Origin of the sequence: Paenibacillus anaericanus (assembly GCF_003994475.1) — a bacterium.
Classification (GTDB): Bacteria; Bacillota; Bacilli; order Paenibacillales; family Paenibacillaceae; genus Fontibacillus; species Fontibacillus anaericanus.
This window is the reverse complement of sequence record NZ_RZNY01000004.1, coordinates 211,058-237,311: the sequence shown is the minus strand read 5'-3', so window position 1 is coordinate 237,311 and position 26,254 is coordinate 211,058. Positions and strand designations below refer to the sequence as shown.

The 26,254-nt window shown below is 42.4% G+C and carries 28 protein-coding genes; 21 read left to right on the top strand and 7 right to left on the bottom strand.

The features are described 5' to 3' along the window. Positions 1 to 38 precede the first annotated feature (38 nt). Complete coding sequence (locus tag EJP82_RS07360) at positions 39 to 1,214, bottom strand: beta-alanine-activating enzyme beta-propeller domain-containing protein (protein WP_170220149.1); 1,176 nt, start codon at positions 1,212 to 1,214, stop codon at positions 39 to 41. 95 nt (positions 1,215 to 1,309) lie between these two features. Next, the gene (locus EJP82_RS07355) at positions 1,310 to 3,007 is read right to left on the bottom strand and encodes an RNA polymerase sigma factor (protein WP_170220148.1); all 1,698 of its coding nucleotides are present in this window, start codon (positions 3,005 to 3,007) and stop codon (positions 1,310 to 1,312) included. A 222-nt stretch (positions 3,008 to 3,229) separates the two neighbouring features. On the opposite strand from EJP82_RS07355, the gene EJP82_RS28325 reads away from it, so the two are divergent. The 5 genes from EJP82_RS28325 to EJP82_RS07330 are packed head-to-tail and all read left to right on the top strand — an operon-like array spanning position 3,230 to position 7,482. Next, entirely contained in the window at positions 3,230 to 3,418 is a 189-nt protein-coding gene (locus tag EJP82_RS28325; RefSeq protein ID WP_127191392.1) for a hypothetical protein, read from the top strand. Positions 3,419 to 3,465: 47 nt separating this feature from the next. Beyond that, positions 3,466 to 4,395, top strand: coding sequence for a helix-turn-helix transcriptional regulator (locus tag EJP82_RS07345; RefSeq protein WP_127191391.1), 930 nt, complete (start codon positions 3,466 to 3,468; stop codon positions 4,393 to 4,395). Positions 4,396 to 4,422: 27 nt separating this feature from the next. Beyond that, the gene (locus tag EJP82_RS07340; protein WP_127191390.1) at positions 4,423 to 5,421 is read left to right on the top strand and encodes a hypothetical protein; all 999 of its coding nucleotides are present in this window, start codon (positions 4,423 to 4,425) and stop codon (positions 5,419 to 5,421) included. A gap of 23 nt (positions 5,422 to 5,444) precedes the next feature. Continuing rightward, entirely contained in the window at positions 5,445 to 6,452 is a 1,008-nt protein-coding gene (locus EJP82_RS07335) for a cysteine peptidase family C39 domain-containing protein (RefSeq protein ID WP_127191389.1), read from the top strand. Between the two features lie 40 nt (positions 6,453 to 6,492). After that, the gene (locus EJP82_RS07330; RefSeq protein WP_127191388.1) at positions 6,493 to 7,482 is read left to right on the top strand and encodes a GNAT family N-acetyltransferase; all 990 of its coding nucleotides are present in this window, start codon (positions 6,493 to 6,495) and stop codon (positions 7,480 to 7,482) included. Between the two features lie 108 nt (positions 7,483 to 7,590). On the opposite strand, the gene EJP82_RS07325 is transcribed toward EJP82_RS07330, so the two are convergent. Together EJP82_RS07325 and EJP82_RS07320 are read right to left on the bottom strand one after the other, a co-directional pair. Beyond that, positions 7,591 to 8,097 (bottom strand): YfiT family bacillithiol transferase, encoded by a 507-nt coding sequence (locus tag EJP82_RS07325; protein WP_127191387.1) that lies wholly within the window; start codon positions 8,095 to 8,097, stop codon positions 7,591 to 7,593. A 28-nt stretch (positions 8,098 to 8,125) separates the two neighbouring features. Then, on the bottom strand, positions 8,126 to 9,370 hold the full coding sequence (locus tag EJP82_RS07320; RefSeq protein WP_127191386.1) for a multidrug effflux MFS transporter: 1,245 nt from the start codon (positions 9,368 to 9,370) through the stop codon (positions 8,126 to 8,128). A gap of 549 nt (positions 9,371 to 9,919) precedes the next feature. On the opposite strand from EJP82_RS07320, the gene EJP82_RS07315 reads away from it, so the two are divergent. From EJP82_RS07315 to EJP82_RS07270, 10 genes are all read left to right on the top strand, one after another. Further along, on the top strand, positions 9,920 to 11,263 hold the full coding sequence (locus EJP82_RS07315) for a lytic polysaccharide monooxygenase (protein WP_127191385.1): 1,344 nt from the start codon (positions 9,920 to 9,922) through the stop codon (positions 11,261 to 11,263). Positions 11,264 to 11,522: 259 nt separating this feature from the next. Next, complete coding sequence (locus tag EJP82_RS07310; RefSeq protein ID WP_127191384.1) at positions 11,523 to 12,557, top strand: ABC transporter substrate-binding protein; 1,035 nt, start codon at positions 11,523 to 11,525, stop codon at positions 12,555 to 12,557. A gap of 31 nt (positions 12,558 to 12,588) precedes the next feature. Beyond that, positions 12,589 to 13,503 carry an ABC transporter permease gene (locus tag EJP82_RS07305; protein WP_127191383.1) on the top strand — a complete coding sequence of 305 codons (915 nt, stop codon included), beginning with the start codon at positions 12,589 to 12,591 and terminating at the stop codon, positions 13,501 to 13,503. Next, positions 13,503 to 14,297, top strand: a complete 795-nt coding sequence (locus EJP82_RS07300; protein ID WP_127191382.1) for an ABC transporter ATP-binding protein — start codon at positions 13,503 to 13,505, stop codon at positions 14,295 to 14,297. Before EJP82_RS07305 ends, EJP82_RS07300 begins: the two co-directional genes overlap by 1 nt. Before the next feature lie 201 nt (positions 14,298 to 14,498). Further along, positions 14,499 to 14,801 (top strand): antibiotic biosynthesis monooxygenase family protein, encoded by a 303-nt coding sequence (locus EJP82_RS07295; RefSeq protein ID WP_127191381.1) that lies wholly within the window; start codon positions 14,499 to 14,501, stop codon positions 14,799 to 14,801. Positions 14,802 to 14,857: 56 nt separating this feature from the next. Continuing rightward, positions 14,858 to 15,316 carry a DUF5680 domain-containing protein gene (locus EJP82_RS07290; protein ID WP_211350055.1) on the top strand — a complete coding sequence of 153 codons (459 nt, stop codon included), beginning with the start codon at positions 14,858 to 14,860 and terminating at the stop codon, positions 15,314 to 15,316. After that, a complete protein-coding gene (locus EJP82_RS07285) occupies positions 15,309 to 15,815 on the top strand; it encodes a GNAT family N-acetyltransferase (protein ID WP_127191380.1) in 507 nt (168 codons plus the stop codon). Before EJP82_RS07290 ends, EJP82_RS07285 begins: the two co-directional genes overlap by 8 nt. Before the next feature lie 14 nt (positions 15,816 to 15,829). Then, the gene (locus EJP82_RS07280; protein WP_127191379.1) at positions 15,830 to 16,318 is read left to right on the top strand and encodes a GNAT family N-acetyltransferase; all 489 of its coding nucleotides are present in this window, start codon (positions 15,830 to 15,832) and stop codon (positions 16,316 to 16,318) included. 39 nt (positions 16,319 to 16,357) lie between these two features. Continuing rightward, complete coding sequence (locus EJP82_RS07275) at positions 16,358 to 16,957, top strand: TVP38/TMEM64 family protein (protein WP_127191378.1); 600 nt, start codon at positions 16,358 to 16,360, stop codon at positions 16,955 to 16,957. Positions 16,958 to 17,053: 96 nt separating this feature from the next. Further along, positions 17,054 to 18,232, top strand: coding sequence for an MFS transporter (locus tag EJP82_RS07270; RefSeq protein WP_211350062.1), 1,179 nt, complete (start codon positions 17,054 to 17,056; stop codon positions 18,230 to 18,232). A 99-nt stretch (positions 18,233 to 18,331) separates the two neighbouring features. Here the strand turns inward: EJP82_RS07270 and EJP82_RS07265 are convergent, their stop codons facing one another. After that, on the bottom strand, positions 18,332 to 19,027 hold the full coding sequence (locus EJP82_RS07265) for a metal-dependent hydrolase (protein WP_127191376.1): 696 nt from the start codon (positions 19,025 to 19,027) through the stop codon (positions 18,332 to 18,334). A gap of 157 nt (positions 19,028 to 19,184) precedes the next feature. Here EJP82_RS07265 and EJP82_RS27925 point away from each other — a divergent pair, with 157 nt between their 5' ends. Together EJP82_RS27925 and rpoD are read left to right on the top strand one after the other, a co-directional pair. Further along, complete coding sequence (locus EJP82_RS27925) at positions 19,185 to 19,343, top strand: hypothetical protein (protein ID WP_170220147.1); 159 nt, start codon at positions 19,185 to 19,187, stop codon at positions 19,341 to 19,343. A gap of 269 nt (positions 19,344 to 19,612) precedes the next feature. Beyond that, the gene (gene rpoD / locus EJP82_RS07260; protein ID WP_127191375.1) at positions 19,613 to 20,506 is read left to right on the top strand and encodes an RNA polymerase sigma factor RpoD; all 894 of its coding nucleotides are present in this window, start codon (positions 19,613 to 19,615) and stop codon (positions 20,504 to 20,506) included. Between the two features lie 83 nt (positions 20,507 to 20,589). Here rpoD and EJP82_RS07255 read toward each other — a convergent pair whose 3' ends face one another. Then, positions 20,590 to 21,690 carry a chymotrypsin family serine protease gene (locus tag EJP82_RS07255; protein WP_127191374.1) on the bottom strand — a complete coding sequence of 367 codons (1,101 nt, stop codon included), beginning with the start codon at positions 21,688 to 21,690 and terminating at the stop codon, positions 20,590 to 20,592. A 185-nt stretch (positions 21,691 to 21,875) separates the two neighbouring features. Between EJP82_RS07255 and EJP82_RS07250 the strand changes: the two genes are divergently transcribed. Further along, positions 21,876 to 23,177, top strand: a complete 1,302-nt coding sequence (locus EJP82_RS07250) for a voltage-gated chloride channel family protein (protein ID WP_127191373.1) — start codon at positions 21,876 to 21,878, stop codon at positions 23,175 to 23,177. Between the two features lie 74 nt (positions 23,178 to 23,251). Here the strand turns inward: EJP82_RS07250 and EJP82_RS07245 are convergent, their stop codons facing one another. After that, positions 23,252 to 23,671, bottom strand: coding sequence for a DUF4183 domain-containing protein (locus EJP82_RS07245; RefSeq protein WP_127191372.1), 420 nt, complete (start codon positions 23,669 to 23,671; stop codon positions 23,252 to 23,254). Positions 23,672 to 23,895: 224 nt separating this feature from the next. Here EJP82_RS07245 and EJP82_RS07240 point away from each other — a divergent pair, with 224 nt between their 5' ends. The 3 genes from EJP82_RS07240 to EJP82_RS07230 all read left to right on the top strand — a co-directional run bounded on the left by EJP82_RS07240 (position 23,896) and on the right by EJP82_RS07230 (position 26,137). After that, positions 23,896 to 25,002 (top strand): DUF4183 domain-containing protein, encoded by a 1,107-nt coding sequence (locus EJP82_RS07240; RefSeq protein ID WP_127191371.1) that lies wholly within the window; start codon positions 23,896 to 23,898, stop codon positions 25,000 to 25,002. A 168-nt stretch (positions 25,003 to 25,170) separates the two neighbouring features. Further along, the gene (fosB, locus tag EJP82_RS07235; protein ID WP_127191370.1) at positions 25,171 to 25,590 is read left to right on the top strand and encodes a metallothiol transferase FosB; all 420 of its coding nucleotides are present in this window, start codon (positions 25,171 to 25,173) and stop codon (positions 25,588 to 25,590) included. 52 nt (positions 25,591 to 25,642) lie between these two features. Next, positions 25,643 to 26,137, top strand: a complete 495-nt coding sequence (locus EJP82_RS07230) for a GNAT family N-acetyltransferase (protein WP_127191369.1) — start codon at positions 25,643 to 25,645, stop codon at positions 26,135 to 26,137. Positions 26,138 to 26,254: the final 117 nt, after the last annotated feature.

Sequence of the window (26,254 nt, the reverse complement as noted above, 5' to 3'; positions counted from 1 at the left end):
CCAGTTGGCACTCCATTTTCTTTGTCATTTTGTATATCTCAATGCAAAGCGTATACGATACCGTCTTTTGTAGCAAAAAATACGACCCCATCCGCAACAACGGGACTTGAGAGAATCGGTGTTTTTGTTCCTTCAAAGCGCCATAGCTCCTGCCCTGTCTCCAAGTTTAAAGCAAAGAAGGCGTCCCTTTCCCTTCCACCACCATTTGTATGACCAGTACCGAAATATGCAATTTGATCAACTATGACAGGCGAGGAGAACACTCGGCTAATTAATTCGAAATCGAAAAGATTTTTACCACTTTGGCTGTCGAAGACATGTAGTAAATAGGAATCGGATGAACCTATAGCGACATACTGATCGTTGACCGCGGCAGAAGATGTGACCCATGAGCCTCTTGGAGTAAGGTGAGTCCATTTTATTTCACCTGTTTTGGCATCGAGTGCATAGACATAGTTATCACGTGATCCAAAATATAAGACGTCGTCCTTAAATGCCAGACTTGATTGAATAACGCCGTAATTCTGTAACCATATTTGTTCCCCGGTTTGTTGATCTAGAGAGACCACAGAGCCTGACATATCAGCAAAATAAACCTTGCCGTCAGCTATTGCAGCCTTCCCATGAACGAAAGACGAAGTCTTAAATTCCCATTTGATGGTTCCGTCTTGGCGGTTAACAGCATAGAAGAATGGTCCTTCACCACCTACATAAATGATATCCTGATCGACGGTTGGTGAACCAATGAAATAATCCCATTCATCGCTTTTGTCTCCATTACTGAAACTATCATCGAGTTTCTGCTTCCATTTCACGCTTCCATCTTCTTGATCTAATGCATACAGAGTGGAGGTTGTATCTGTAAAATAGAGCATATTTTCGTAAATAGCAGCGCTTGATCTTATTTTTCCATCGAAAATGACATCCCAGACGATCTCTCCATCGGTGGCATTAACCGCATAAAAGTGTCCTTCCTCGGTGCCAAAATATAAAGTCCCATCTGCCAACACTAGAGAGCTATGAATTTCTCCAGGGATCTGTATCTTCCACTTTTCTCCGGTAAGTTCAGGCAATCCTTGGGTGACAGAAACACCTGTATTGTGAAGATCCCCACGGAATGGAGTCACCCCTTGAAAATTTTCCTCTGTAACCACATTACAACCCACAAAAACTATCGCCATACAAGTGAAACTCATCAACAAACGATTTTTCATTTTTACCCCTCCGTTGTTTATGGATTGACTCTTTACAGCCTCCATTAGTATCGATGCCAACGGTCAGGAAAATCTTACAACAATTTATATTCAGGTTAACGACATAAGATTTGTAGCATGCTTTTTAGTGTGTTAAGCCCTTGTTGTTCTGACATTTTTACTTGCTTAAGCAGTTTAATACCAGCATCTCTATTATTCGTTAAGTGGGGATTTCCACCGTTAGGAAAAGGAAATAGTTTGCGTAACTCATAAAGTGCTTGTAAGGCCACGACATAATGGGAAGAGGCTTGGGTCGCAAGAGTAGAAAGCTCCAGCCCTAATGATCCGTATACATCATCATCATGGTGCTCGGCGATGGTGTTGAGAAATTCCACTGCAAAAGAACGAGCATTAGATATAAACCATACATTATATGCATTTGCAAGGTGATCAATATGTCCTTGAGAGAGCGCGGAAATCCAAGCATCATAGGCGGGAACTCCTTGGATATATTCGGGATGGATACTTCGTTCAGCACCTTCAGCGTGCGTAATAATCATACTTAATGCCCCGCGTAAAGAATCGATAGGTTTGATCTCATACGCAGTTCCTAGCGTCAATACGAACAAATCGGCACTCCATTCCCGTCCAAATTGTTCATAATCAATAGTCTTTTGTTGGAAGAATCCTTTGATTCGAAATGATCTCTGTCGATCGTCATACCCATGAATCAAACTGAAAAAGGGCTGTTGAATGCCCCATACAATAACAGGATTTCCTTGATCTATAGACTCGTGGACAAACGAAAATGCATCGATTAGAAGCTCGTTCGTTTGGGGAATCCGCAGTCCTTCACCAAGTGAGCGTGGTGCATAACCGAGATTCAACAATCCTTTGCTAAACGTATTTCGCCAATTATATGTGGTTACTCCTGCTAGATCCAATTGATTACGATGAATTTGAATGCGGAAGGCTTGCCCAGTCAGACCCATGATCTCGGCCATCGAAAATTGTGAGTCTTGGTGGTGGGTGCTGTATTGTAATGCATGCATCACACATAGCGAATAGGTATCCCATATTTCTCCTATGTAAATGCCGTGGTCTTGAAGTTCATTATTAATGCTAAAAGGATGATTACTGCGTGTATGTAAATAACGTGTCAGGTTACTTTGGAATTGTGTCTGTTGAATTTTCCGTCTGGAGCGGGATAGTGTTGTATAAACATTGCTGGAGGAGGTGGAACACATAGCTGCGATTTCCTGAGGTGAATATTGCTTGAAAAAGTGGGCTTCGAACATTTCGCGTTCCTTAGGGTTTAGGCAATGAAGTAAGCTTCGTAACATGTCATTTGTCTCTAGTCTTATAGCTGAGTCTATGGGATCTTCGTCCTCATGTCGTAATAGATTAGCGTTTCTAGCTAAAGTATTCAAGATAAGGTCTATCGGAAAATCATCTCCTTGATTGTGATTATCTTGATCAGAACACATAGTGTAGGCGGAGAAAGGTTTCTCTTTAGCATAGGGACCACCACGTCTGACGTGCATCAAGGCTTGATTTGTAATAATACGCTGAAACCATGGAACAAATCGTTCGATATGTTCAAGTGATCCGAGGTGCAGAAATGCATTCATCAAAGCTTCTTGTACGACATCCTCTGCTAAATGGGGATCATTCGTTATTTTTGTTGCTATGTGGAGTGCCTTCTTTCGATGACGGGTCATTAATTCATTAAACGCTTGGCTCTGACCATCTCGAGCTTGAAGCACCAGCATATCGTCTGTAAGTGAATTTACATCAACAGAATCTTGATCCATATATCGCATCGCTCCTTACAACTATTATAACACTCGTAATTAGTACTAAGTTCCAATACTTTATGTATTTCGTAAGTTAAGAAAATTCTCCATAATCCAAGGGGCACATGGATATATGGATACTTAATTGTTAGCTTCACCTGCTACGACATTATATGTCGTAGCAGGTGTTTTATAATTGTCCTTGTAACATATCAACGAGGACAAAGGAGAATAAAAACTGTGGCAAAAACAAAAAGAGGGCATGCAATATGGAATCTTCCTTCACGTGGACGGGGAACTTGTCCGATTTGTAATAGTACTAGAATAAAATTGTTATATTCCTGTGCCAAATCAGATGGTTCTGTGGTAAAAGTATGTAAGAGATGTTCAAAGGCGGATCAGGTCAAAGTAGATGCTCTAACTACATAAGATGGCTTGAACCGTACGAAAAGGGAACGATAAAGGAGTTTTAACCTGTGAGTAGCTTGCATCGAATTCAATGGATTGATCAACAGATCAGAGCGGAGAATTATCCTAATAGTACTCTCATTGCGAAGAAATTTGAGATTTCCAAACGACAGGCACAACGGGATATAGAGTACATGGAGATGTCTATGCATGCTCCATTATTCTATGTAGCAAAGAAGCGAGGATATTGCTATGAAGATGATACTTATGTATTACCAAATGTCTATATCACAGAAGAGGAGCAGAAGATACTTAAATACCTAGCTCACCGTTATCGTAATCATCAATATGAGAGTAGTCGTTCAATTAGACGGGTGGCGCATTTATTGGAGCATTTCTCCGAATCTGGGGATGAAAAGGTAAATGAGCGGTTGCCTGTGTTTGATGTTCTGCCTTTAACGATTCATAACATGGAGTTATTATCCCACGCTATTGAGGAGTGTAATACCGTTTATATCACATACCGGAATCGTGAGGGGGAGAAGGAATATTATATCTGCCCATTGCAAATGACGTCCCGGTATAACAGTGACTATGTGATCGCCTATTGTGATCAGCAGGATAAGCAACTTTCTTTTCGACTGGATGATATCTTGCATGTAAGAGTTACTGCAATTCGGTTTGAACGTACAGCTGATATGGAGGTCGAAATAGAGCGTGGGAAATCACCTCTTCTTCAGCCTTTTGTGGCTAAGCTTAAGCTACAACATGAGGTAAATCAAGAGACGTGGATGGGATATCGCATTATTTCCAGAGAAGGTAGTTATATTGATGTTGAATTCTATGATACGGCTTCTTTTCTTCAACATTTGCTGATCTCAGAGTGGGAAGCGCTACTGTCACCGCATTGGCTGAGAAACCAACTATCTGCAAGATGCCACCGAACGTTGGCTTCTTTGGACATATCAACAACTAACCAAGATGAATCAAAATCCTAGAGTAATACAATTTGGGGAGGCATGAAATTGTCCAGTATTTATCTGGAGAAGCTCGTGATGAAGCGGGAATCAAAATCTTTTATTGATAGTTTGTATGCAGTGCTAAGCGCTGCGGGTCAATTTGACGGACCTAAGTATCTGCTTTCTGGGCTAACAGGTATGGCCTTTAAGTTGAGTATACATGAACGCCTGCTACCGATGTCGGTGACAGCCTACGGACAATGGGGGACTGAGCATCAGCCTGCAGTTGATAATTTGGGCTATTTAACCATTACAGATTCAGGGCGTGTCAGACATTCAACATTCCGGCATTTCCAGCAAGCTGCCATTCAAGATACTAGACAAAACCTTGATCAAGGAATGGGTGTTATATACTGGATTCCAGAGTTTGGTGTCATTCATGGGTATGATGATGTGGATCGTGTGTTTTTTGCTAAGGATGGAATATCAAGTGACGACCAGATTATCTTGTATGACAACTTTGGATTGAATTTTACCTCTTTCTGGTATTATCAAACCATTGGGGAGAAGGTAGATATTCCGATAGAGCAATCCATTCTGGAGTCATTGCGGCTGGCTATTCATGATTGGGACACTCCTTTTAAGTTACTACCGGGTAAGGAAGTAGCCAATGGTAAAGAGGCTTATACTTATTGGATTAATGCACTTAATAGTGGTGATTACGATGCTGGTGGGGCGATGTATATTTTGGATTCGCACATTGTTTCCCGGACGGAGATTAGAAACTATTTGCAATATATTCAGGGGACATGGGCAGGATTAAAGGATGTTGTGGGGCTCTTTGAGCAACTACTCCAGCACATGGAAATCGCAGCGACTTGTATTGTTAAGGATAGGGAGGCACGGAGAATTGATCCCACATTCCTTCAATTGTTTATTCAGTCACTTGAATCAGCAAGGTTGCTTGAGGACCAGGCCATGGGAATATTCAAGCAAATTTCAGCCGGATTCCCTGACCCAAAACGTACAACCCTACCTAGATGGGGAACACATTCGGCGCGTTAGGGTTGGCGGAAGGAGTGAATGAAATGCCAGCTGTCTTGTTGGATGGTCTGAGGATGACCAATGCCACACAATCATATATTGATGCCATGCACGCCATATTGTCACACCGGGGATGGATCACTTGCTCAAAATCTATGCTAACGGGGATGACTGTAGCCGGGTTTCGTTTTACAGTACAACGCTCTTTACAGGTGGAGTCTACTACAGCATATAACTGGATGGCAGAGAATTTTATCGCTGCTGATTTTATTGGGATTGCTGCTTCTCAAGGAGCTGGATTTAATTTTGAAAGTACATTCCCACTCTATCAGAAACAAGCAGTTGGGATGATCAAGGAGTCCATAGATAACGGAATTGGGGTTGTCGTTTGGAAGGACAGATTTGTTGTGGTCGCGGGGTATGATGACGATAAGCAAGTATTATATTACTCTGATGGTGAAGGCAACGAGCAGGGGATTCATGATGGATTAAAGAGTTTGGCTTATGATGATTTTGGCCGTAATGAAACACCGTATTGGTATTATCAATTTTTCGAAAATAAGATTGAGCTAGAAGAGATAGAGATTTACAGAGAGTCACTTATACAAGCGATTTATAAATGGGAGACACATGATCCCATGCTTCCTGAAGGAGAATATGCTTGCGGTCGGTTGGCGTATGATGCGATCATTTCTGCAATACAGACAGGTGATTACATCGCTAAAGATGGAGCGTCTGTTATTGGGTATTATGCAGGAGCTAAGCGGGATATCAGTTTATACATAAGGGAACTATCTCGAATGTGGCCAGAGATTGTTCAAGCAGCAGAGGAATATGGTCGAGTTGCAGCTATTTTTACAGAGGTAGCATGTTTGTTAGTTGAATGGCGACAAGAAATTAGCGATATTGCGTTAAACAATCATCCTCAAGTAACTCTACTAGTTGCTCTTGTCCAAGAAGCTAAAGAAAAAGAAGCGAATGCCATAGAGAAACTTAGATGGTGGATGCGTGAATCTCTTGATAATCGTTTCCATGACATTGGTCTGAGGTAGAATTTTTGTTGTAATAAATGAAGGATTATCGGGGTGAATTATGCAGGTTGTTGTGCGAAAAGTAAAGTTACCACAGGATTATCCTTATATTGCAGAAGTTTTGAATACATGTCTGCCGGAACCCATAACTGCTCAAGATCTAGAACTAGATGACTCCAAAATTCCATCACAAGGGCATTTGTATCGGGATGAGAATAAGTTGTTAGCTGGTTTTGATCGGTATGTTATTGTAGCTGTTAATGCTGCTGATATTCCTATTGCGTATGGTATATCGTGGAGAGCGCCGTGGACGGCTCATGGTGAACTAAATCATCGGCTTGTTGTTGATCCACGCTATCGTCATATGGGGATAGGGCAAGAGGTGTACCGCCATTTGGAGCAATGGGCACATTCGATTGGTGCAAGTAAATTGAATTATGAAATACGGGATGAAGATAATTCTGCCCTTCAGTTTGCAACTCAACTTGGATTTAAGATCAATAGACATGTATTTGAATCTGTCCTGGATTTATCGACATTTAAGTTGGAGGAATATCTTCCTGGTATTTCAAAGGTAGAAGAGACTGGAGTGGTTATAACTTCTCTGGATAAACTGGATGGAGAAATCGCTCTGAAAGAGCAGGCGCTGTATGAGTTGTACAGAGACACAAGTTATGATATTCCTGGTTTTAGTGGTGAATATTTTGATCAGCAAGAATGGAAAAAGTGGACATTGGACCTTCCGGGTTCAAGCCCTAATTATCTCTTTGTTGCGATAGAGAATAATCAATGGGTAGGAGTTGCCCATGTACTTTATAAGGGGGCTACCTCTAGCTTCTACCATGAATTTACGGGAGTGAGAAGTTCACATAGGGGCCGTGGTATTGCCCAAGCGCTAAAAATTAAGAGTATTGAAGCCGCTTTGGAGAAGCAGCCCCAATATATGCGAACGAATAATGATTCCATGAATACCCCGATGTTGAAAATTAACAGAGACTATCTGGGTTTTAGAGCAGTTCCTGGACTGTATGTATTAGCAAAAAATATATAATATCTTCTTAAAGTATTAGAAATATTTAATCAAAAACAGGAGCTTGCCACAAATATGGCAAGCTCCTGTTCTGTTCAGTTGCATCAATGGAGTAACATGGTACAAGCTTTACTCTAGAGCATTTTTTATATGTGCTAAATGATGATTGCCATGCCAAGCGTAAATGCCAATGTTTCTTTCAACACGGACTAATCCGGAATCAGGATGATGAAAGGTTCTATTTAGTTGCTCTTCAGACAGACTTTGAAGCAAATAACTCCAGCGTTCATGCAAACTTTCAATGATGCTAAGAGATGTTTCAATTGGAAGTTTACAATCTGCTAATTTGGCCCATTCATCTTGATCATATGGTTTAATCGTTGGATTGTCTTCGGTTAAGGCTAATTTAAACCTAATAAAAGCGTTCATATGGCTATCAGCTATATGATGTACAACTTGACGTATCGTCCAACCATTCTCGCGATAGGTTTTATTTAGCTCTACATCTGTTAAATTACTTACTACCTCTACTAGCCTACTCGGAAATTCGCGTATTTCATTAATCCATTCTGTTACTTCTTCATGTGAAATTATTTCTGAACACTTAAACTCACCAATCGGGTATCTATCATTCATTCGGTATGTCCCTCCCAATTAAATCAAATTATGAAGCGGCCTTTAATTTAACCTGAGCTCTACGAACAACAAACAAGTAGCAGATAACCGCACTGAGGTTAGCTACAATAATGACGATACCCATTGGGACTGCCGTTTTGTCGCCACCAAGACCAACGAGTGGGGCGACTGCAGCACCAAGAATATAAGGAAGTAAGCCAAGCAGGGCTGACGCACTGCCTGCTGATTTACTTTGACTATTCATTGCTAACGCGAAAGTTGAAGTTCCTACGATACCGACGCAAGATACGATGAGGAATAATGGGATCAGAATGGCTATTAAACCACCACCCGTCAATATGACGGTAAGCAAGGCGATGGAGGATACACCGGCTAGCCCTAGCCCAAAAGCAAGTAGGGAAGATTCTTTGAATCTTCCAGCAAGTCGGCCGGTTGTTTGACTGGCAATGATAATGCCGACCCCGTTGATAGCGAAGATGAGACTATACATTTGCTCTGATACATGAAATATGTTTTGAAGGACAAAGGAAGATCCTGATATATATCCGAACATCGCTGCTGTGACGAGACCTTGGGCTAAACAGTAGCCAATAAATATTCTATCTCTCAGCAACCGTCGGAAGGTTGATAACGTCTCGTTCATACCACCGGATTGGCGCCGCTCCTTAGGTAAAGTTTCGGGAAGACCGAATAGGACAGCCAGCAACATTGCTACGCCAATCAGACTGAGGACAACGAATACACCACGCCATGACACGAAATTCAGCAGTTGACCGCCAAATAACGGGGCCAGGATCGGAGCCGCCCCATTGACTAGCATTAGGAGCGAGAAGAATTTCGTGAGCTCCGTGCCTGAATACATGTCACGAACGACCGCACGTGAGATAACGATCCCCGCAGCTCCTGCTAAGCCCTGAATGAATCGAAACCCAATTAGGAACCATGCGGAAGGGGCGAAGACGCAGAGAAGTGAACTAATAGCATAGATGATCAACGCTACGATTAGCGGTGTGCGTCGTCCGCGCACATCACTTAGAGGACCTGCAACTAGCTGGCCGAGAGCTAGTCCGAGCAAGCAAGCGGTCAGGCTTAGCTGTGCCATGGAGGCGCTGGTATTTAGTTCGTTCGCTAAATTTGGCAAAGCAGGTAGATACATGTCCAGACAGAGCGGTCCGAAGGCAGATAGACTACCAAGAATAAGCGCTGACTTCATACGCTTTGAAGAAGATATTGGACTTTTTGAGTTAGGAGGATTACTAGTGTTTGAGCTCATACGTTGAAACATCCTTTCTACTTGGATCACAGTTTGACGCAGATTTGAACATTATACTATACAGGGTGCTGAAGAGGTAAGTGTACATTCGATTTTTTTGGAGATGAATTGAGTTATCTATCATTTGATTAGGAGGTTTATAGATTGGTTACAATCCATACGGACTATTTGGTTCCACGAGGAATAAATGTAAAAAATATCTATAAATAGGTTGTTAAATATGACATATAATGTTAATATATGTGTGACAAATGATACGAGTTTAGGAGTCTATTTCGTAATTACATGTGAAAGGTTTACATATAGTTTCAAGCACTAATCACTTATGTAATCGGTTACAATGAGGTGATTTGTCATTTTAGTATAAACTCACTGAGAGTTTATATACACAATCTTACTGAAGGAGGGTAGGGCGGGTGTCACAAGGATATTGGTTCTTAGGTTGATCATGGACTGCGAAGATGAAGGGAGGTCGTGCTTGGGTATTTGCTGCTAACATGTGGAGGTAACTTAGCTCTAACTTTTACCACTAAAAGGAGGGGGTTTATAATGACAACTCTACGTTTAACTCAATCACGAATGATAAAAGTACTAGTCGCCGGCGGTATGATGCTTATGTTGACTATCGCTATGCTCTTTGTGTTCGAGGGGAAAGCCACAGCTCATGGTTACGTTAACAATCCATCTAGCCGTGCAGCGCTATGTGCCAGTGGAATTAATAACAATTGTGGTCTCATCATTTATGAGCCATATAGTCTTGAGGCACTGAAAGGGTTTCCTGCAGCAGGTCCGGCTGATGGTAAAATTGCCAGCGCCAACGGTGCATTCGCCGCACTTGATGAGCAATCGGCGACCCGTTGGACAAAGGTAAACATCAGCCCGGGTACGACTACGTTCAACTGGAATATAAAAGTTCCACACTCTACATCAAGTTGGAAGTATTACATGACCAAGCAAGACTGGAATCCAAATGCTCCGCTTACACGTGCTTCATTCGATTTAACACCATTTTGCAGCGTTTCCTATAGCGGAACACCTGACAATACTTATTCTGACACTTGTAATGTTCCTAATAGAACGGGATATCAAGTCATACTGGCAGTGTGGGAAATAGCAGATACAGCCAACGCATTCTATAATGTCATCGATGTTAATTTTCCTGGCAATCTCGATACTGTAGCTCCAACAGCTCCTACAGGTCTGGTCGTATCTAATATCGCAACGACAAGTGCTACAGTTACCTGGACGGCGGCCACGGACAACGTTGGTGTAACTAGCTACCGGATCTTCAATGGTTCAACACAGATTGCTTCCACTAATGGAGCTCTAAGTTACAATTTGACCGGCCTGACCTCTAATACAGCTTTTAATTTAACGGTAAGAGCTGTCGATGATGCTGGCAATGTATCCGCTGCGAGCAATACGGCCTCAATCACGACCCTTGTTGTCACAGGACCGGATGTTGATCCTCCATCAGCCCCAACGAGCCTGCATGTAATGGGTAGTACAACCTCGACTACGGTACCTTTGATGTGGAACGCTTCAAGTGACAACATTGCAGTGACCTCTTATCAAATTTACCGCGGGACCACGCTCATTGATACGGTATCTGGGTCGATCCTTGCCTATTCCGTCACCAATCTAACGCCTAGTACGGCCTATGCCTTTACAATAAAAGCAGTTGATGCCGCGGGTAATGTATCAATAGCGAGTAATACGTTAAATGTTACAACACCAGCAGCTCCTACCACTTATACAGCATGGAACGTGTCTACGGTCTATGTGGGTGGCAACAAGGTGACGCATAACGGAGTTAACTACGAAGCTAAATGGTGGACACTAGGTGAAACGCCTGGTTCAACTGGGGCCGATGTTTGGAAAGTAATTCCATAGATTCTGATATCCTTTGCCGTTATTAAATAGATGACTTCTGATTTCATATAGGAGTCATCTTTCTTTATTCCTATATTAAGCACGAACTCAATAATTCCGATTGACGGATAATTAACCACCATTTAATATAGGAATAACATATCGAATGAGAAGATGTGGGGCAAACTCACATGTATATGCTTTAACGAATAAAAGCGTTAAAGCGGCTGTGCTCTATTTTGAAATAATAGAGTTGATACTTTTAAGGGGGGCATTTCAAATGAAGAAGAAAATCGGTTTACTGTTAGCGGTATCAGCGATGTTGATCAGTGTTGTAGGATGTGGCAACAACAATAACAAAAGTAGTGGTAGTGGTGATGGGGGAAGCGCAGCAGAGAAGGATTCTTATAAAATTGCTGTCTCGCAGATTGTGGAGCATCCCTCACTAGATGCGACACGTGAAGGTTTTCTAGCAGCGCTTAAAGATGCCGGTATCATAGAAAAAGAAAATCTAACGCTAGATTATAACAATGCACAAGGTGATCAGAACAATAATAATACAATTGCTCAAAAAATCGCCGGTGAGAAATACGATCTGGTTCTTGCCATTGCTACACCAACGGCTCAGGCAATTGTTCAGAATGTTAAAGATTCACCGATCCTATTTGCGGCTGTTACTGATCCTATCGATGCGAAGTTAATTGATAATTTAGACAAACCAGGTGGTAATATTTCCGGAGCTTCGGATACGAATCCAGAGGCTATCTCGAAGTTGATGGATTTCCTAGCCGAGAATGTCAAAGACGTAAAGAATGTAGGTATCGTGTTAAACCAAGGCGAACCCAATGCAGTGATTATGGCTGATTATGCTGAGAAAGCTCTCGAAAAACATGGCATTAAGCTTGTGAAGGCATCTGTAACGAATACATCGGAAGTAAAGCAAGCAGCAGAGTCTTTGGTAGGACGTGTAGATGCAATTTATATTACTTTAGACAACACAGTTGTAGAAGCTGTAAGTACAATTATTCAAGTGGCGAATGAAAATGATCTGCCTTTCTTCTCCAGTGATCGGGATTCAGTAGAGAAGGGTGCTTTTGCCACAGTAGGATTCAAATACTATGATCATGGTTACCAAGTTGGTCAAATGGCTGTTGAAGTGCTGAAGAACGGTAAAAAAGTAGGAGATATGAAAGTAACTGTACCAGAGAAACTCGATTTGATTCTTAATTTGAAGGCGGCTGCCGAACAAGGAATAGAAGTGACGGACGCAATGAAAGATCAAGTTAATGACAAAGAGAACAACATTCTGGAATAGCGTATCCACCAACATTTAGGAGGTATGCATCATGATGAACTCGTTAATCGGAGCGCTTGAATCGGGAATGATCTATGCCCTAATGGCGTTAGGGGTATATATCACATTTCGAATATTAGATTTCCCAGATCTGACTGTGGACGGTAGCTTTACAACGGGTGGTGCTATTGCTGCTGTTATGATTACAGGTGGCGTAGCGCCTTGGATTGCCACAATTGCTGCATTTGGTGGTGGGATGGTAGCAGGCGCGATTACTGGGCTTCTTCATACAAAAGGTCGGATCAACGGTCTATTATCAGGGATTGTAATGATGATCGCACTGTACTCCATTAATATGAGGATTATGGGCAAGCCCAATGTATCTTTATTAGGGGAAAAAACGTTATTCAGCTCGGTATCAGAACTACTATTGATGCCGTTTATTGTAATCATTGTGAAGCTATTACTGGATTTATTCTTCCATACAGATCTTGGTTTAGCACTCCGAGCAACGGGTGACAATCAGCGGATGATCCGTAGTTTCGGTGCACATACCGATCATACAATTATCCTTGGTCTTAGTCTCTCTAACGGTCTGGTTGCACTGTCCGGTGGGTTAATTGCCCAGAGTTCTGGATTCGCGGATATCTCCTCCGGTATAGGGATGATTGTGATTGGACTGGCCTCTGTTATTATCGGTGAAGCGATCTTCGGAGCAAGAAATGTAATCTTTGCTACCCTTGCTGTGGTGCTTGGTGCGATAGTGTACCGCTTCATCTATGCACTTGCGTTGCGGATTGAATGGATCGAGCAGACCGATTTGAAGCTAATCACAGCTGTTATCGTTGTGGCGGCATTGGTGCTTCCTACGATGCAAAGGTCCCGTAAGGCGAAGTCAATGGCGCAAAAACGCTCAAGTGAAATTACTACTGGAACCGATCATACAAGTCTGGGGGGCGAACTCTAATGTTACAACTCTTACATGTAACTAAGTTGTTCCACCCCGGATCACCAGATGAGAAGATTGCACTGGTAGATGTGAATCTAACACTGCAACCTGGGGATTTCGTAACCGTGATTGGAAGTAATGGAGCAGGAAAATCAACGTTGATGAACATGATCTCCGGTGTTCTTAGACCGGATGTTGGTCAAATTATTATCGACGGAAATGATGTAGGTCACCTGCCGGAGTATAAGCGAAGCCGCTGGATTGGTCGTGTCTTTCAGGATCCGATGGCTGGAACTGCACCGCATATGACGATCGAAGAGAACTTGGCCATGGCCTACACTCGTGGCAAAGGTCGCGGATTACGCATAGGGGTTACGTCTCAGCGTCGTTCGCTGTTCCGTGAGCAACTTAGCCGTCTTGGAATTGGTCTTGAAGATCGTCTTCGTGCCAAAGTAGGTACGTTGTCCGGCGGAGAACGTCAGGCGCTTAGTTTACTTATGGCCAGTTTCACCGAGCCTCAAATATTGCTACTTGATGAGCATACCGCGGCTCTAGATCCGGCCCGTGCTGAACTTGTAACACAGCTTACACAGAACATTGTGAGCGAGTTGAAATTGACGACTTTGATGGTCACCCATAACATGGAACAAGCTATTCGTCTAGGCAATCGCTTGATCATGATGGATAATGGACGTATTATCCTCGATGTAAATGAGGATAGAAAAGGTCATTTGACCATGGAGCAGTTGCTTGGAGAGTTTGAAGTGATCAGTGGTCATAAGCTCTCAGATGATCGCGTTATGCTCGGTTAAATAATCATCATATTGTGCTAATATTCATAAGCCTATTGTGGAGAAAGAAATCCCTCTCTGTAATAGGTTTTTTCATTTAATTGAGATATAGAACGTTTGTTCTTGTTGTTCAGTCGGCTAGAATGGTATAATTATAAAATTAGATTTGGTGTAGAGATGCAATATAAATGAATATACGGAAAAGGAAGGTGAGGATAGAAGATGATACTTGAAGTAGCCGAATTACATGTTAAACCAGGTACAATTAATGACTTTGAGAGCAACTTCAGAAAGGCATCCAAGATCATTTCGCAAATGCATGGTTATATGGAACACGAGCTACATAAATGTGTTGAGACCGAGAATAAATATATTCTACTCGTCAAATGGAGAACGCTAACGGATCATGAAATTGGCTTTCGTCAGTCACCACAGTATGAAGAATGGAAGGCGTTGCTCCATCACTTCTATGAACCTTTCCCGATTGTGGAACATTACGTGCAGATCAGGCATGAAACAGATTAATTGATAAAGATATGGATGAGGTAGTTCCAAGTAAGTTGAATTTGGGGGAAAACGTTATGATGAACAATGAGAAGGAGTTTAGGGATTTCCTAGTTGAAGCTAAACGTAATTCATATGCTTCTGGTAATAATGGAGTTGCTTCTAGCAGACCTGGAACGAAGGATATCCTCTATACAAAAGGAAATTACAGTTATCTAGATAGTTATTTTGGAGGGTTACATTTTTCCGGACAAGAGATTGTTAGGCTGAACGAGACGGCCGTATGGGGAATGAATTATCATGGCAGAACAGCGAATCCAGTACAGAGATTTCCGGAATTTCTGTTAGAGTGTTTAATGTTGGTTTGTCAAGATGCACCCTACCGAGGACCTGCCAGCCATCGAAATAAGGACTTCGAATATGAATGTTCATGGAATGGGGATTTAGTACAATTTAGCGGTGAAGAGCGGATTATGTATAAGGGAGAGGAGATTTATCATCTCTTTTTTCACGGTGGAGAAATTGCATATGATTGAATCCTACATTATTGAAGATGCACGTATCGACGATTTAGAGCGAATAGTAGAAATATACAATGAGACGGTTGCAAGCCGGATGGTCACGGCCGATTTGGAACCAGTAACTGTAGAGAGCAAAAAACCTTGGTTTCATGAACATTCCCCGGAACTCCGCCCTTTGTGGGTGATGAAATCGGGTGACAATATCATCGCGTGGCTTAGTTTTCAATCTTTTTACGGTAGACCTGCGTACAATGCAACTGCAGAAATTAGTATCTATATATCCAGTGATTATCGTGCTCGTGGTATCGGACGTTTGTTAATTGAGAGAGCTATAGCCGCGTGCCCGGGACTATCGATCAGCACCTTACTTGGTTTCGTGTTTGCGCATAACGAACCTAGCCTAGCTCTTTTGCGGAAGTTTAGTTTTGATCAATGGGCACATCTACCCAAGGTTGCAAATTTAGACGGGGTAGAGCGAGACTTAGTTATTTTGGGGAGAAGAATAGAATCTTAATCTAGGAGGAACCTATGGATCATAGAGAGCCAAATGTTGCTTTGAAATTTTGGAACCCGAGTGATCAGGAGATCCTTGAAAAATTTCATCTAACGGATGAACAATTAGCATTTACGTTACTTCCGAAGGTAGCGCTGAAGGAAGCGACGGATGATAGAAATCGTTACCCTGTTGTAATCACACGTGATGAAATTCCAGTGGGATTTTTTGTATTACATTGTGGTAGAGATATCAGTGAATATTCTCCCAATCCAGAGGTAATGCTGCTTCGATCATTATCAGTAGATTCCCCCTATCAGGGAAAAGGAGTCGCCAAGCGAGCGATGATGTTAGTGCCTGCGTTTGTGGAGTTGTATTTTCCGGATATCCGAGAAATTGTGCTTGCTGTTAATTATCGAAATACCGTTGCTAAAATGATGTATTTAGAATCAGGTTTTATAGATACGGGGACTACTCGAGAAGGGAAATCGGGGCCTCAATATCTTCTTCATTACAATCTATGAGATATCAACAAGTAATTATAAAGAATGGGGAAGCGGATCGTGAACGAATGGATACAGCATATTACAGAATGGTTAGTTGAGATAACACAACTTGACGGCTTTTCAATTTTACTACTCACGATTCCACTTGCAATTATTCAAGGCGTGTTTGGCATTTTTCCGTTTGCCACTCTACTTATGCTCCATCTTTCAGTTCTTGGCATTGCAAAGGGTTTATTCGCTAGTTGGATCGTCGGAACCGTAGCGGGAATGGTGGTCTACCTGCTTTGCGAATATTTTCTAGCCGATTGGTTTAATCGTAAATGGTTTAAAAAAATAAAGAAATATCATAAGTGGCAAGAAAGTATTGATCGTTACGGGGTTTGGGCAGTTATTTTTCTACGTACGATTCCGATCATACCTAACAATGTTATTTCTTTCATGTCCGCCATATCTAAAATGAAAAATATTTCTTATGCTTGGGCGAATATGGTCGGAAATTTATCTAGCATTTGGTTATTTGGTATCCTTAGTGCCCCGATTGTATTTCCAGGTGTGAATTTGAGTAAGCTAATTGTGCCATACGTGGTATTTTTGTTCATCCTTATGGTTGCCTTTATTATCAGACACCGTAAAATGACGAAAAAGAGCGCGAGTTAAGTAAATAGATAGAGATGAGAATTAAATGGATATTAAGGGGAGAACACGGTGAAAGTGCCTGAAATTGTACGTAGTCCAAAACAACGAAAATTATTGATGAGCGCTGGATTTAGTTGGATGTTTGATGCTATGGATGTCGGCATTATTTCCTTTGTAGTAGCTGATCTTACACTGAAATGGAGTCTAACACCGCTCCAAGTTGGATTTTTCAATAGTATCAATTTAGTGGGTATGGCGGTTGGTGCAGCTGTTGCTGGGATAATGGCTGATAAATTTGGTCGAAAAGCTGTGTTACTCTGGACGTTACTTATTTTCTCAATTGCGAGCGGGTTGTCTGCGGCGGCGACTGGTTTTGCGGTATTGTGCGTATTGCGCTTTATTGCCGGATTTGGACTAGGGGGAGAACTGCCCGTCGCCTCAACATTAGTGTCTGAATCCGTAGCTTCCAAAGACCGGGGAAGGGCAGTCGTACTCTTGGAAAGTTTCTGGGCTGCTGGTTGGATTGTTGCCGCATTGATTGCCTATTTTGTAATTCCGAAATACGGTTGGCAAATTGCGTTCCTTATTGGGGCTCTTCCAGTTTTCTATGCACTCTATTTACGGAAAGCTATAGATGACTCTCCGCGATTTACTAATCAAGCATTGCAAACAAAGGTACAACCCATCTCCTTGCGGCACAGATTTCGCACCTTATGGGCTAAACCACATCGACGTTCGACAATCATGTTATGGATCCTTTGGTTCACGGTCGTGTTCTCCTATTATGGTATGTTTCTATGGTTACCTTCCGTCATGGTCCTAAAAGGATTTAGCTTGGTAAGAAGCTTTCAATATGTGTTGATTATGACTTTAGCTCAGCTTCCAGGATACTTTACAGCTGCTTATTTCATTGAGAAGTTCGGTCGAAAGTTTGTATTAATTGTATATCTGCTCTTAACGGCAGTTAGTGCGGCTTGGTTCGGGAACGCTTCTACAGAAGGTATGTTGATTGCTGCAGGTATTTGCTTATCCTTCTTTAACTTAGGAGCATGGGGTGGAATGTATGCCTATACACCAGAGCTCTACCCAACAAGTATTCGTTCAACGGGTGTTGGTTTAGCAGCTTCCTTCGGGAGAATAGGTGGCGTAATTGCTCCCCTTCTAGTAGGTATCCTGGTGGGGCGAGATGTCGCGATTGGTTCGATCTTCTGGATCTTCTTCGTTACGATAATAGTAGGGGTTATAGCCGTGCTGGTACTGGGTACGGAGACTAAAGGCAAGGAATTAATAGACTGAATTATTAATGGCATGAATTAAAATTGCCTTGAAAAAAGAGCCTCCGTTCCTCATGAGTTTAGAGTGAATGGAGGCTTAGGCTTGTACTTCATAATAGATTTAATTTAACTCATTCAGATTGAGATATTCTCCTGGCTTTAGAGCATGTCCTGTAATTCCGAGTGGTTGCAAATTAGCTACAAATTGTTCGCCATCCTGATTAATGGGTGGAAACGTATTATAATGTACTGGAATTACATGTCTTGCCTTCAACCACTCTGCTGCAAGTAAGGCATCTTCGGGCCCCATAGTGAAGAAATCACCAATGGGGAGCAGGGCAAGATCAATTGAATTTCGATCTCCTATTAATTTTAGATCGCTGAAGAGCGCGGTATCCCCGGAATGATAAAGGGTATGCCCGTCTATATTCAGCAAGATTCCTGCCGGAGAACCTAAAAATACATTTACCCCATCTATTTGCACGGAAGAACTGTGTAGAGCTGGAGTGAATTGTAGCTTCCCGAAGGGGAAGGTGCAAGAACCGCCCAGGTTCATTCCAATAGTCTGAAAACCCTTGCTCTCGAAATAATAGGCTAATTCAACTACGGCAATAATCGTCGCACCGTTCCGTTTGGCGATTTCCTCTGTATCACCAATATGGTCGGAGTGACCATGAGTCAGCAGAATATAATCGGCCTTGATCTCATCGGGTTGAAGTGCTGCATTTGGATTACCACTTAAGAACGGATCAATAATCAATTGAAATTCACCTGTATTGATGTGTATTGAAGAATGTCCTAGATAAGTTAGTTTCATTAGTATCCTCCCATGTAAAAGTGGTCATTATATTTAAGTATAGCGGATTTAAATGTGTTTAAGTCACAACTTATTGTTTGGATCTTACATATAATAGTGTAAATAGGTCAGGTAGCCTTATATGGGGACAAACATTAGTCTAGGGAGTTGGTTATGTATGAAAATCATCATCACGCAAGGTGAAGCGGTTGAGAAGGGGATATGGGGGGCGATAATGCTCATGTTTGGTATAACGGAGGATAGCGATGATATATGGATTAATGAACAATTCATTCTCACGGAAGAGCAAGCTAAGCAATTGGGGTTGATCCACTAATCATATGTTAGTGTGGAAATACTAAGGAATCAAAAAAACTGACCCTCGTAGAAGAATCAGCTTTAGGTACCATATATTAGTTTATAAAATTAACTTGTATTAAATTGTCGTTCGTGATAAAATAACGGGTAGTCATTATAATATTAATTATTTCTCAATCGCCTCTATAATAGCATCATTACAGTGAAATGTCAATGTAAATATACAAATGTTAGAGGAAAATGTGAGTCTTTAGCATTTTTTATTTTTTTAGGGTGGGGGTCAAATTCATGTCAGAAGATCTGAAACACGATGAACCGAGCTATACAGATGACTTAACGTTGCCACCAGGCATCAAAATCGATGACCCAGTACGTATGTATTTGAAAGAGATTGGTCGAGTACCGTTGCTGTCTGGCGAAGAAGAAGTAAAGCTCGCTAAACGAATTGAACAGGGTGATGAAGAGGCCAAGCGTAGACTAGCTGAGGCTAATTTACGTCTCGTAGTGAGTATTGCCCGGCGTTATGTTGGTCGTGGCATGGTATTCCTCGATCTAATTCAAGAAGGCAATATGGGTCTAATTAAGGCTGTTGAGAAATTTGATTATTCCAAAGGTTTTAAGTTTAGTACTTACGCAACATGGTGGATTCGTCAAGCCATAACGAGAGCGATCGCGGATCAGGCCAGAACGATTCGTATTCCAGTCCATATGGTGGAGACCATTAATAAACTGATTCGGATTTCGAGACAGTTACTTCAAGAGATCGGCCGTGAACCTACACCGGAAGAAATTGCGAAGGAAATGGAACTTTCGCCGGAAAAAGTGCGAGAAATTATGAAAATAGCTCAAGAACCCGTTTCATTAGAAACGCCAATTGGCGAAGAGAATGATTCGAATTTGGGTGATTTCATTGAAGATAAGGACGCATTGGCTCCAGCGGATGCTGCGGCTTACGAACTTCTCAAAGAACAGCTTGAAGAGGTGCTCGACACGCTGACTGAACGTGAAGAGAATGTACTTCGTCTTCGGTTCGGGATTGATGACGGCCGGACACGCACCTTGGAAGAAGTAGGTAAAGAATTTGGTGTTACTCGTGAACGGATTCGTCAGATAGAAGCTAAAGCATTGCGGAAGCTCAGACATCCAAGCCGCAGTAAGAGACTTAAAGATTTCATGGAATAAGATATCGTAGACATAACTTCCGGAGCAGAAAGATGGTTGAGTAGCAGTAATTGCTGCTCAATCATCTCTCTGTGTCTAGGGAGTTATTTGCATTTGCATCCTTTTCTACTCGGGCGTAACACCTTGATTTTTGATAAAATTCTAGGGTTTAAAGGACTGGTGAAAAGGTAATTCTTCTTACTTTTTTTACGTGGTCTTACAATACCACGACTCCGAGAATGAGCAACTCTGTCTCCAAACACTTGCATAAACCATTCTACGGGGTAGGAGATAGATAAACGTCCGTCTCCAGAACCGGCGAAGTTTACCGCCGCAGCTAAATTACCTCGACGAGTCAGCCAGACGGAACCCGAGTCTCCTGGAAGTGAAACAGGACGTTGGCCGCGTATAACACTTTGGTTCTTAAATGTAATGGTACCTAAGTTTCCATATCCTCCGTATCCAACTTGAATGTCGGTATGAATAGAGTCTACAATGCCTGTTACAACTCCGCTCGTTCGCCCTACTTTCTTGAAGCGGTCTCCGACCCGATAAGAGCATACGTGTCCGGGTACGGTTCCAAAAACGGCATAGCGTGGCTTCAAGAGATTGCGTCGTAATGGCTTCGAAGTTGCTGCGTCTAAATAATTGACTTTTCTTTTATGCAATTTGACGAAGCGGTTCATATGTCCGATAAGGTCTCTTTTTAATGTGCCACCATCAGCTCCCCCGGGTTGCAAGGTAGGAGAATTACGACACGAATTTTCATTTGCAAGTACATGATTGTTACTTAGAATATTTCGAATACGGGGGCAACGTTTTGGGCTCACAATGAGACCTGCAGTACCGGATTCTTCCGTAGTACCGATACTGTATCCGCCAATTAACGGCCGAATTCTACCCTTGAAGTTTTGTTTAGAAGGCGGCGTTCCATTCTTATGGAATTTCGCTGTTCGGACGATACGAATGGGCACTCCTGCTGTTGATTTCAATTTAAGAAAATGAAGAGAATTGCGGTGGCCTTTCTTGGTACGTTTCTTAACTCCTGCAGCGGAGAGAGTATTGACATAGACAACAACCGCGGCACCTTTCTTCGGATGAGCCGGGTCTTTCAGACCGATCCCGATGCCATGGACCCCTCGCTTTCTCAGCATACTTCCGGCAAGACGCTTCTTTATTTGATACGCTTTATGAAAATTGGTCATATGGAATCACCTTTTCTCCGAGTTTGCTTCATTCTATGTCATGGGTGATCAGGTTGCGTGCCTAAATTTCATATTAATCGTTTGAACTTGATGATAATATATTCAATAGATACATAGAGTGAATCGAATTTTATCCATTTGTGTCCGTCATATTTCAGGGTTACACGAAAAAGGGGAGTTAGGTCATGTTTAGTACAGCGCGGGATCATTGGCAAACATTTACTCAGAAGGTTCCATACGCTGCGGTTCTGGGATTCCTCGTCAAATGGCTGTTGTATGGTGGAATGATCGGCTTGATCGTGGGAAGTGCCTCGGCGTTCTTTCTAACAAGTTTGGAATATGTAACGGGCCTTCGCGTAGAGCATTCGTGGTTGTTATTTCTACTACCGGTCGGTGGTGCATTAGTTAGCTACATCTATATAAAATTGGGGAAAAATAGTTCGAAGGGAAATAATCTGATCATAGAGGGAATTCAGAATGGTCATGAAAGTATTCCGCTTCGGATGGCTCCGCTCGTCTTATTCGGAACACTTGTGACGCATCTATTTGGAGGGTCGGCAGGTAGAGAAGGTACTGCCGTTCAAATGGGTGGAAGTTTGGCAGAGGGTTTCGGTAAGTTGGTAAAAGCGGGTGGAAGTGATCGGACCATTCTACTTATGTGCGGGATTAGCGCTGGATTTGGTTCCGTGTTTGGTACTCCGCTGGCTGGCACGATCTTTGGACTTGAAGTGATTGCGATTGGTCTTATGAGCTATCAAGCATTAATCCCGTGTTTCATTGCAAGCTTTATAGGGAATTTGGTTGCAACTAAGTTGTGGGGAATCGGGCATATTCATTACGCTGTGGGACAGATTCCCGTCTTAACCGTCAGTGTTCTTGCCAAAGTCGTACTGGCATCCATTCTGTTTGGTCTTACCAGCCTTTTGTTCAGCAAGTTGACTCACTTCTTGAAAAAGTGGTTTACCCGTGTTTTTGGAAATCCTGTATTGAAGAGCGCGGTTGGTGGAGTGATTGTCATTGGGCTCGTATATCTAGTGGGGTCACGGGATTACCTTGGATTAGGTGTACCCCTGATCGCAGACTCATTCGAAAAAGATGTATCCCCGCTAACCTTTCTGTGGAAGCTGATTTTTACCTCTACAACTTTAGGTGCAGGTTTTCAGGGAGGGGAAGTGACTCCGTTATTTGCGATCGGTTCTACTTTAGGGAATGCTCTCGCGGGGCCCTTACAGTTATACGGACCTTTCCTTGCTTCGTTAGGATTCATTGCTGTGTTCTGTGGTGCGGCTAATACGCCAATTGCCTGTTTTATCATGGGGATCGAATTGTTCGGTAGTGAGGGAGCAGTATTCATGTTTATCGCGTGCATAGTAAGTTATTTGTTCTCTGGTCATAGTGGGATTTATACTTCTCAACAACTTGGGGTATCTAAAAGTGGCGTGATCATGGCTACACAGAAAGATAGGAATCAAAAGGATCAACGTTGATAGTAGAGACCTCAATTAATCAAAACGAACCGTGGCCTTCGCCGCGGTTCGTTTTGTTATTGTGTGTTCCCAGCCTAGGTAATAATCGTTATAACTGGTGCTGAAATGTCGACTTGAGTTGTTATAGTTGATGTTGCGTCTTGGAAGTCTGCTACTTCTAGTAGAACAGGTACACCTGCATTTATATCTGCTGCTCCGGCTGCTAGAACTAAGTCGGCTGTTGTTAAGGTAGAAAGCCCACCTTGCTGAAGAGTCCCATTTAGATAGACATTGAAATAATCTTCACCTGTGAGTAAAGGCAAAGTGACAACTGCACCATCCGTGTCATTAGTGAAGCTTGCTGCCGGAATAGTAGTAATTGTTTCACTGATCATCCCTGCCGTAATGATAGCTAAATAGCGGGTAACGACAGGGGTTACGTTCGTAGTTATAGCACCTCCCGATGCAAGAGGCGCACTTGACGTTGCGGTATAAACAGGTTTGATGACGGCCATGCGATCAACTTCTTTCTATTATTTTATAAATCGAATATAGCTTCGACTTACTATATTTAATGAAAAAAATTACATATTGAGACGGCTTATGATCGAGAAAAAGATAAGTTGGGTTTATTAGACTAATGAGAAGGGATATATGTCCAACCCGATACAGGTTAAAGGTACATATTATAGGACTATATGAGATAGGGTTTTGATCATGAGAAAGGAGATGCTTTAATTTGAAACATCGTTCTCTAGGAAAAAGAAAATGTACAAAGAAAACGAAGCTGAAGTTGAAAAAGCGACAGGGCGCAAGGTGCTCATGTAAAACAGGAAGGCGCAAATTAAAGCAACGTAATACGTTATGCAGGTGGAAGAGAACTGGTGGTAAACAAAGACTTCGCAAGGTAAGAAGATGCCGTGGCCACCGCGGTCAGCAGGGTATTCCGGGTAGACAGGGAGCGCAAGGAGTACAAGGTGCACAGGGAGCACAGGGAGCGCAAGGAGCACAGGGAGCGCAAGGAGTACAAGGTGCACAAGGAGTACAAGGTGAACCAGGAGCAGAAGGTGCTCAAGGGATCCCAGGGATTATAGGCCCTCAAGGAGCGCAAGGAATTCAAGGTTATCGTGGATCTCAAGGTGAGCATGGTACCCGTGGGCAACAAGGGATACAAGGAGTCCCAGGGAAACGTGGTCATCAAGGTCCACAGGGAATTCAAGGGGAACAAGGATTGTTGGGGCCAGTGGGTCCTGAGGGAGCTAGAGGAGCTCAAGGAATCCCGGGAACACAAGGACCTCCAGGTACACAAGGAGCTCAGGGGGTTACTGGAATGCAGGGGTCTCCAGGTACACAAGGAGCTCAGGGAATCCCAGGAACACAAGGCATACCGGGGGAACAAGGAGCTCAAGGGGTTACTGGAATGCAAGGCACACGGGGTGAGCAAGGAGTTCAAGGGGTTACTGGAACACAAGGAAATCAGGGAGCTCAAGGAGTTACTGGACCTACAGGACCACCGGGTTCAGGGGGGATTACAGGGGGAATAGAAGTTAATATTACTCCTTCCGCCTATAGATACTTTTATTTCCCACCAATGAATCTCAGTTCTACGGTTGAACTTCCAAGTAGTCAATTTCTAGACGATGCGGGGAATTTAAGTACATTATTTGATGGAGTCGGTACTAACAGTTATACGAATGTATTTATCAATGGTATGTTACAGGAAAGTAGCTTGTACAACATTACTAACAATGTTCTGACTTTGTACCTCGAGGGTGACACGATCTATGCAGGTGTTCCCATAATTATTGAGAACGTCGAATTTAACACCCAAGTAATTTATAGTTGAACATTTTCCAGCGGCTTACTTTGCAATTATAATAAGGATACTACAAAGTTACTCCAGCAAATTTGTTGACGTAATAAGTGAAATAGAGTTTAAAGTAGCCGCTGGAAACGGTAAGAATCGTCAATGATTTGTTATTACATTAATCTGAAGTACAATAAGGGAGGCTATATGAACATACAAGGAATCAATCACTTCTGTTTCTCCGTTGCAGATTTAGAGAAGTCTATCGCTTTTTATGAACAAGTGTTTGAGGCGACTTTACGCGTAAAGGGTAGAAAACTAGCTTATTTCGACATGGGAGGCATCTGGATCGCTCTGAATCAAGAAGAGTTGAAAAGGGATCGGGCGAACCGTACATATACACATATTGCATTTACTATAGCCGAAGAGGATTTCGATGCTATTATGGAACGGTTACATCGCTTGCAAGTTGAGGTACTACCAGGAAGAGTCAGAGACATCAGGGATCGGCAATCGATATACTTCTTGGATCCCGATGGACATATGTTTGAATTTCATACGGGGACACTATCGGACAGGCTTGACTACTACAGGTCGGAGAAAAGCCATATGATTTTTTATGATTAGACATATTGTAGGATTCATAGATTGAGACATATTGTTTAAGGGGGAATGCAGTATGATCAGAAAATGTGCAATGGATGGTAGCGAGGATGTAATTATACAACAAATAATTAATGATGCGGCGCAAGCCTATAAGGGAATTATTCCTCAGGACCGCTATGTAGAGCCCTATATGTCTTTGGAACACTTGCAAAGTGAGATGGCCGATGGAGTTGTCTTCTGGGGATACGAGGATGAGGATGGCTTAGTAGGCGTGATGGGAATCCAAGATAAAGAGGAGGTTGCCTTAATCAGGCATGCTTATGTTCGAACTGATCAACGTGGTAAGGGTATTGGAAGTAAGTTGCTTGTTTATTTGATGGATGCCAGTGCCAAACCATTATTGATTGGGACATGGGCATCTGCATCTTGGGCAATCTCTTTCTATAAGCGTAATGGATTTAAATTAATGGAACCGATAGACAAAGAACATTTACTTCGTACATATTGGAGTATACCCGAGCGGCAAATTGAGACGTCCGTTGTGCTCTGTGATCCAAGCTGGATGTAGAGATAACAAGTATAACGCTGCTTCCCACTATAGGGCCTGCCCACCGCTGATTTTGGTTTTGAGCCAAAAAATGAGTAGGGACTACCATCGATTTTGTAAATAGCTTAAAATATAGAT

Coding starts and splice junctions, on each gene's coding strand:
- EJP82_RS07360 (WP_170220149.1), bottom strand. CDS start 1,214: ATGAAAAATCGTTTGTTGATGAGTTTCACTTGTATGGCGATAGTTTTT.
- EJP82_RS07355 (WP_170220148.1), bottom strand. CDS start 3,007: ATGGATCAAGATTCTGTTGATGTAAATTCACTTACAGACGATATGCTG.
- EJP82_RS07335 (WP_127191389.1), top strand. CDS start 5,445: ATGCCAGCTGTCTTGTTGGATGGTCTGAGGATGACCAATGCCACACAA.
- EJP82_RS07330 (WP_127191388.1), top strand. CDS start 6,493: ATGCAGGTTGTTGTGCGAAAAGTAAAGTTACCACAGGATTATCCTTAT.
- EJP82_RS07325 (WP_127191387.1), bottom strand. CDS start 8,097: ATGAATGATAGATACCCGATTGGTGAGTTTAAGTGTTCAGAAATAATT.
- EJP82_RS07320 (WP_127191386.1), bottom strand. CDS start 9,370: ATGAGCTCAAACACTAGTAATCCTCCTAACTCAAAAAGTCCAATATCT.
- EJP82_RS07315 (WP_127191385.1), top strand. CDS start 9,920: ATGACAACTCTACGTTTAACTCAATCACGAATGATAAAAGTACTAGTC.
- EJP82_RS07310 (WP_127191384.1), top strand. CDS start 11,523: ATGAAGAAGAAAATCGGTTTACTGTTAGCGGTATCAGCGATGTTGATC.
- EJP82_RS07305 (WP_127191383.1), top strand. CDS start 12,589: ATGATGAACTCGTTAATCGGAGCGCTTGAATCGGGAATGATCTATGCC.
- EJP82_RS07300 (WP_127191382.1), top strand. CDS start 13,503: ATGTTACAACTCTTACATGTAACTAAGTTGTTCCACCCCGGATCACCA.
- EJP82_RS07295 (WP_127191381.1), top strand. CDS start 14,499: ATGATACTTGAAGTAGCCGAATTACATGTTAAACCAGGTACAATTAAT.
- EJP82_RS07290 (WP_211350055.1), top strand. CDS start 14,858: ATGATGAACAATGAGAAGGAGTTTAGGGATTTCCTAGTTGAAGCTAAA.
- EJP82_RS07285 (WP_127191380.1), top strand. CDS start 15,309: ATGATTGAATCCTACATTATTGAAGATGCACGTATCGACGATTTAGAG.
- EJP82_RS07280 (WP_127191379.1), top strand. CDS start 15,830: ATGGATCATAGAGAGCCAAATGTTGCTTTGAAATTTTGGAACCCGAGT.
- EJP82_RS07270 (WP_211350062.1), top strand. CDS start 17,054: ATGAGCGCTGGATTTAGTTGGATGTTTGATGCTATGGATGTCGGCATT.
- EJP82_RS07265 (WP_127191376.1), bottom strand. CDS start 19,027: ATGAAACTAACTTATCTAGGACATTCTTCAATACACATCAATACAGGT.
- EJP82_RS27925 (WP_170220147.1), top strand. CDS start 19,185: ATGAAAATCATCATCACGCAAGGTGAAGCGGTTGAGAAGGGGATATGG.
- rpoD (WP_127191375.1), top strand. CDS start 19,613: ATGTCAGAAGATCTGAAACACGATGAACCGAGCTATACAGATGACTTA.
- EJP82_RS07255 (WP_127191374.1), bottom strand. CDS start 21,690: ATGACCAATTTTCATAAAGCGTATCAAATAAAGAAGCGTCTTGCCGGA.
- EJP82_RS07250 (WP_127191373.1), top strand. CDS start 21,876: ATGTTTAGTACAGCGCGGGATCATTGGCAAACATTTACTCAGAAGGTT.
- EJP82_RS07245 (WP_127191372.1), bottom strand. CDS start 23,671: ATGGCCGTCATCAAACCTGTTTATACCGCAACGTCAAGTGCGCCTCTT.
- fosB (WP_127191370.1), top strand. CDS start 25,171: ATGAACATACAAGGAATCAATCACTTCTGTTTCTCCGTTGCAGATTTA.
- EJP82_RS07230 (WP_127191369.1), top strand. CDS start 25,643: ATGATCAGAAAATGTGCAATGGATGGTAGCGAGGATGTAATTATACAA.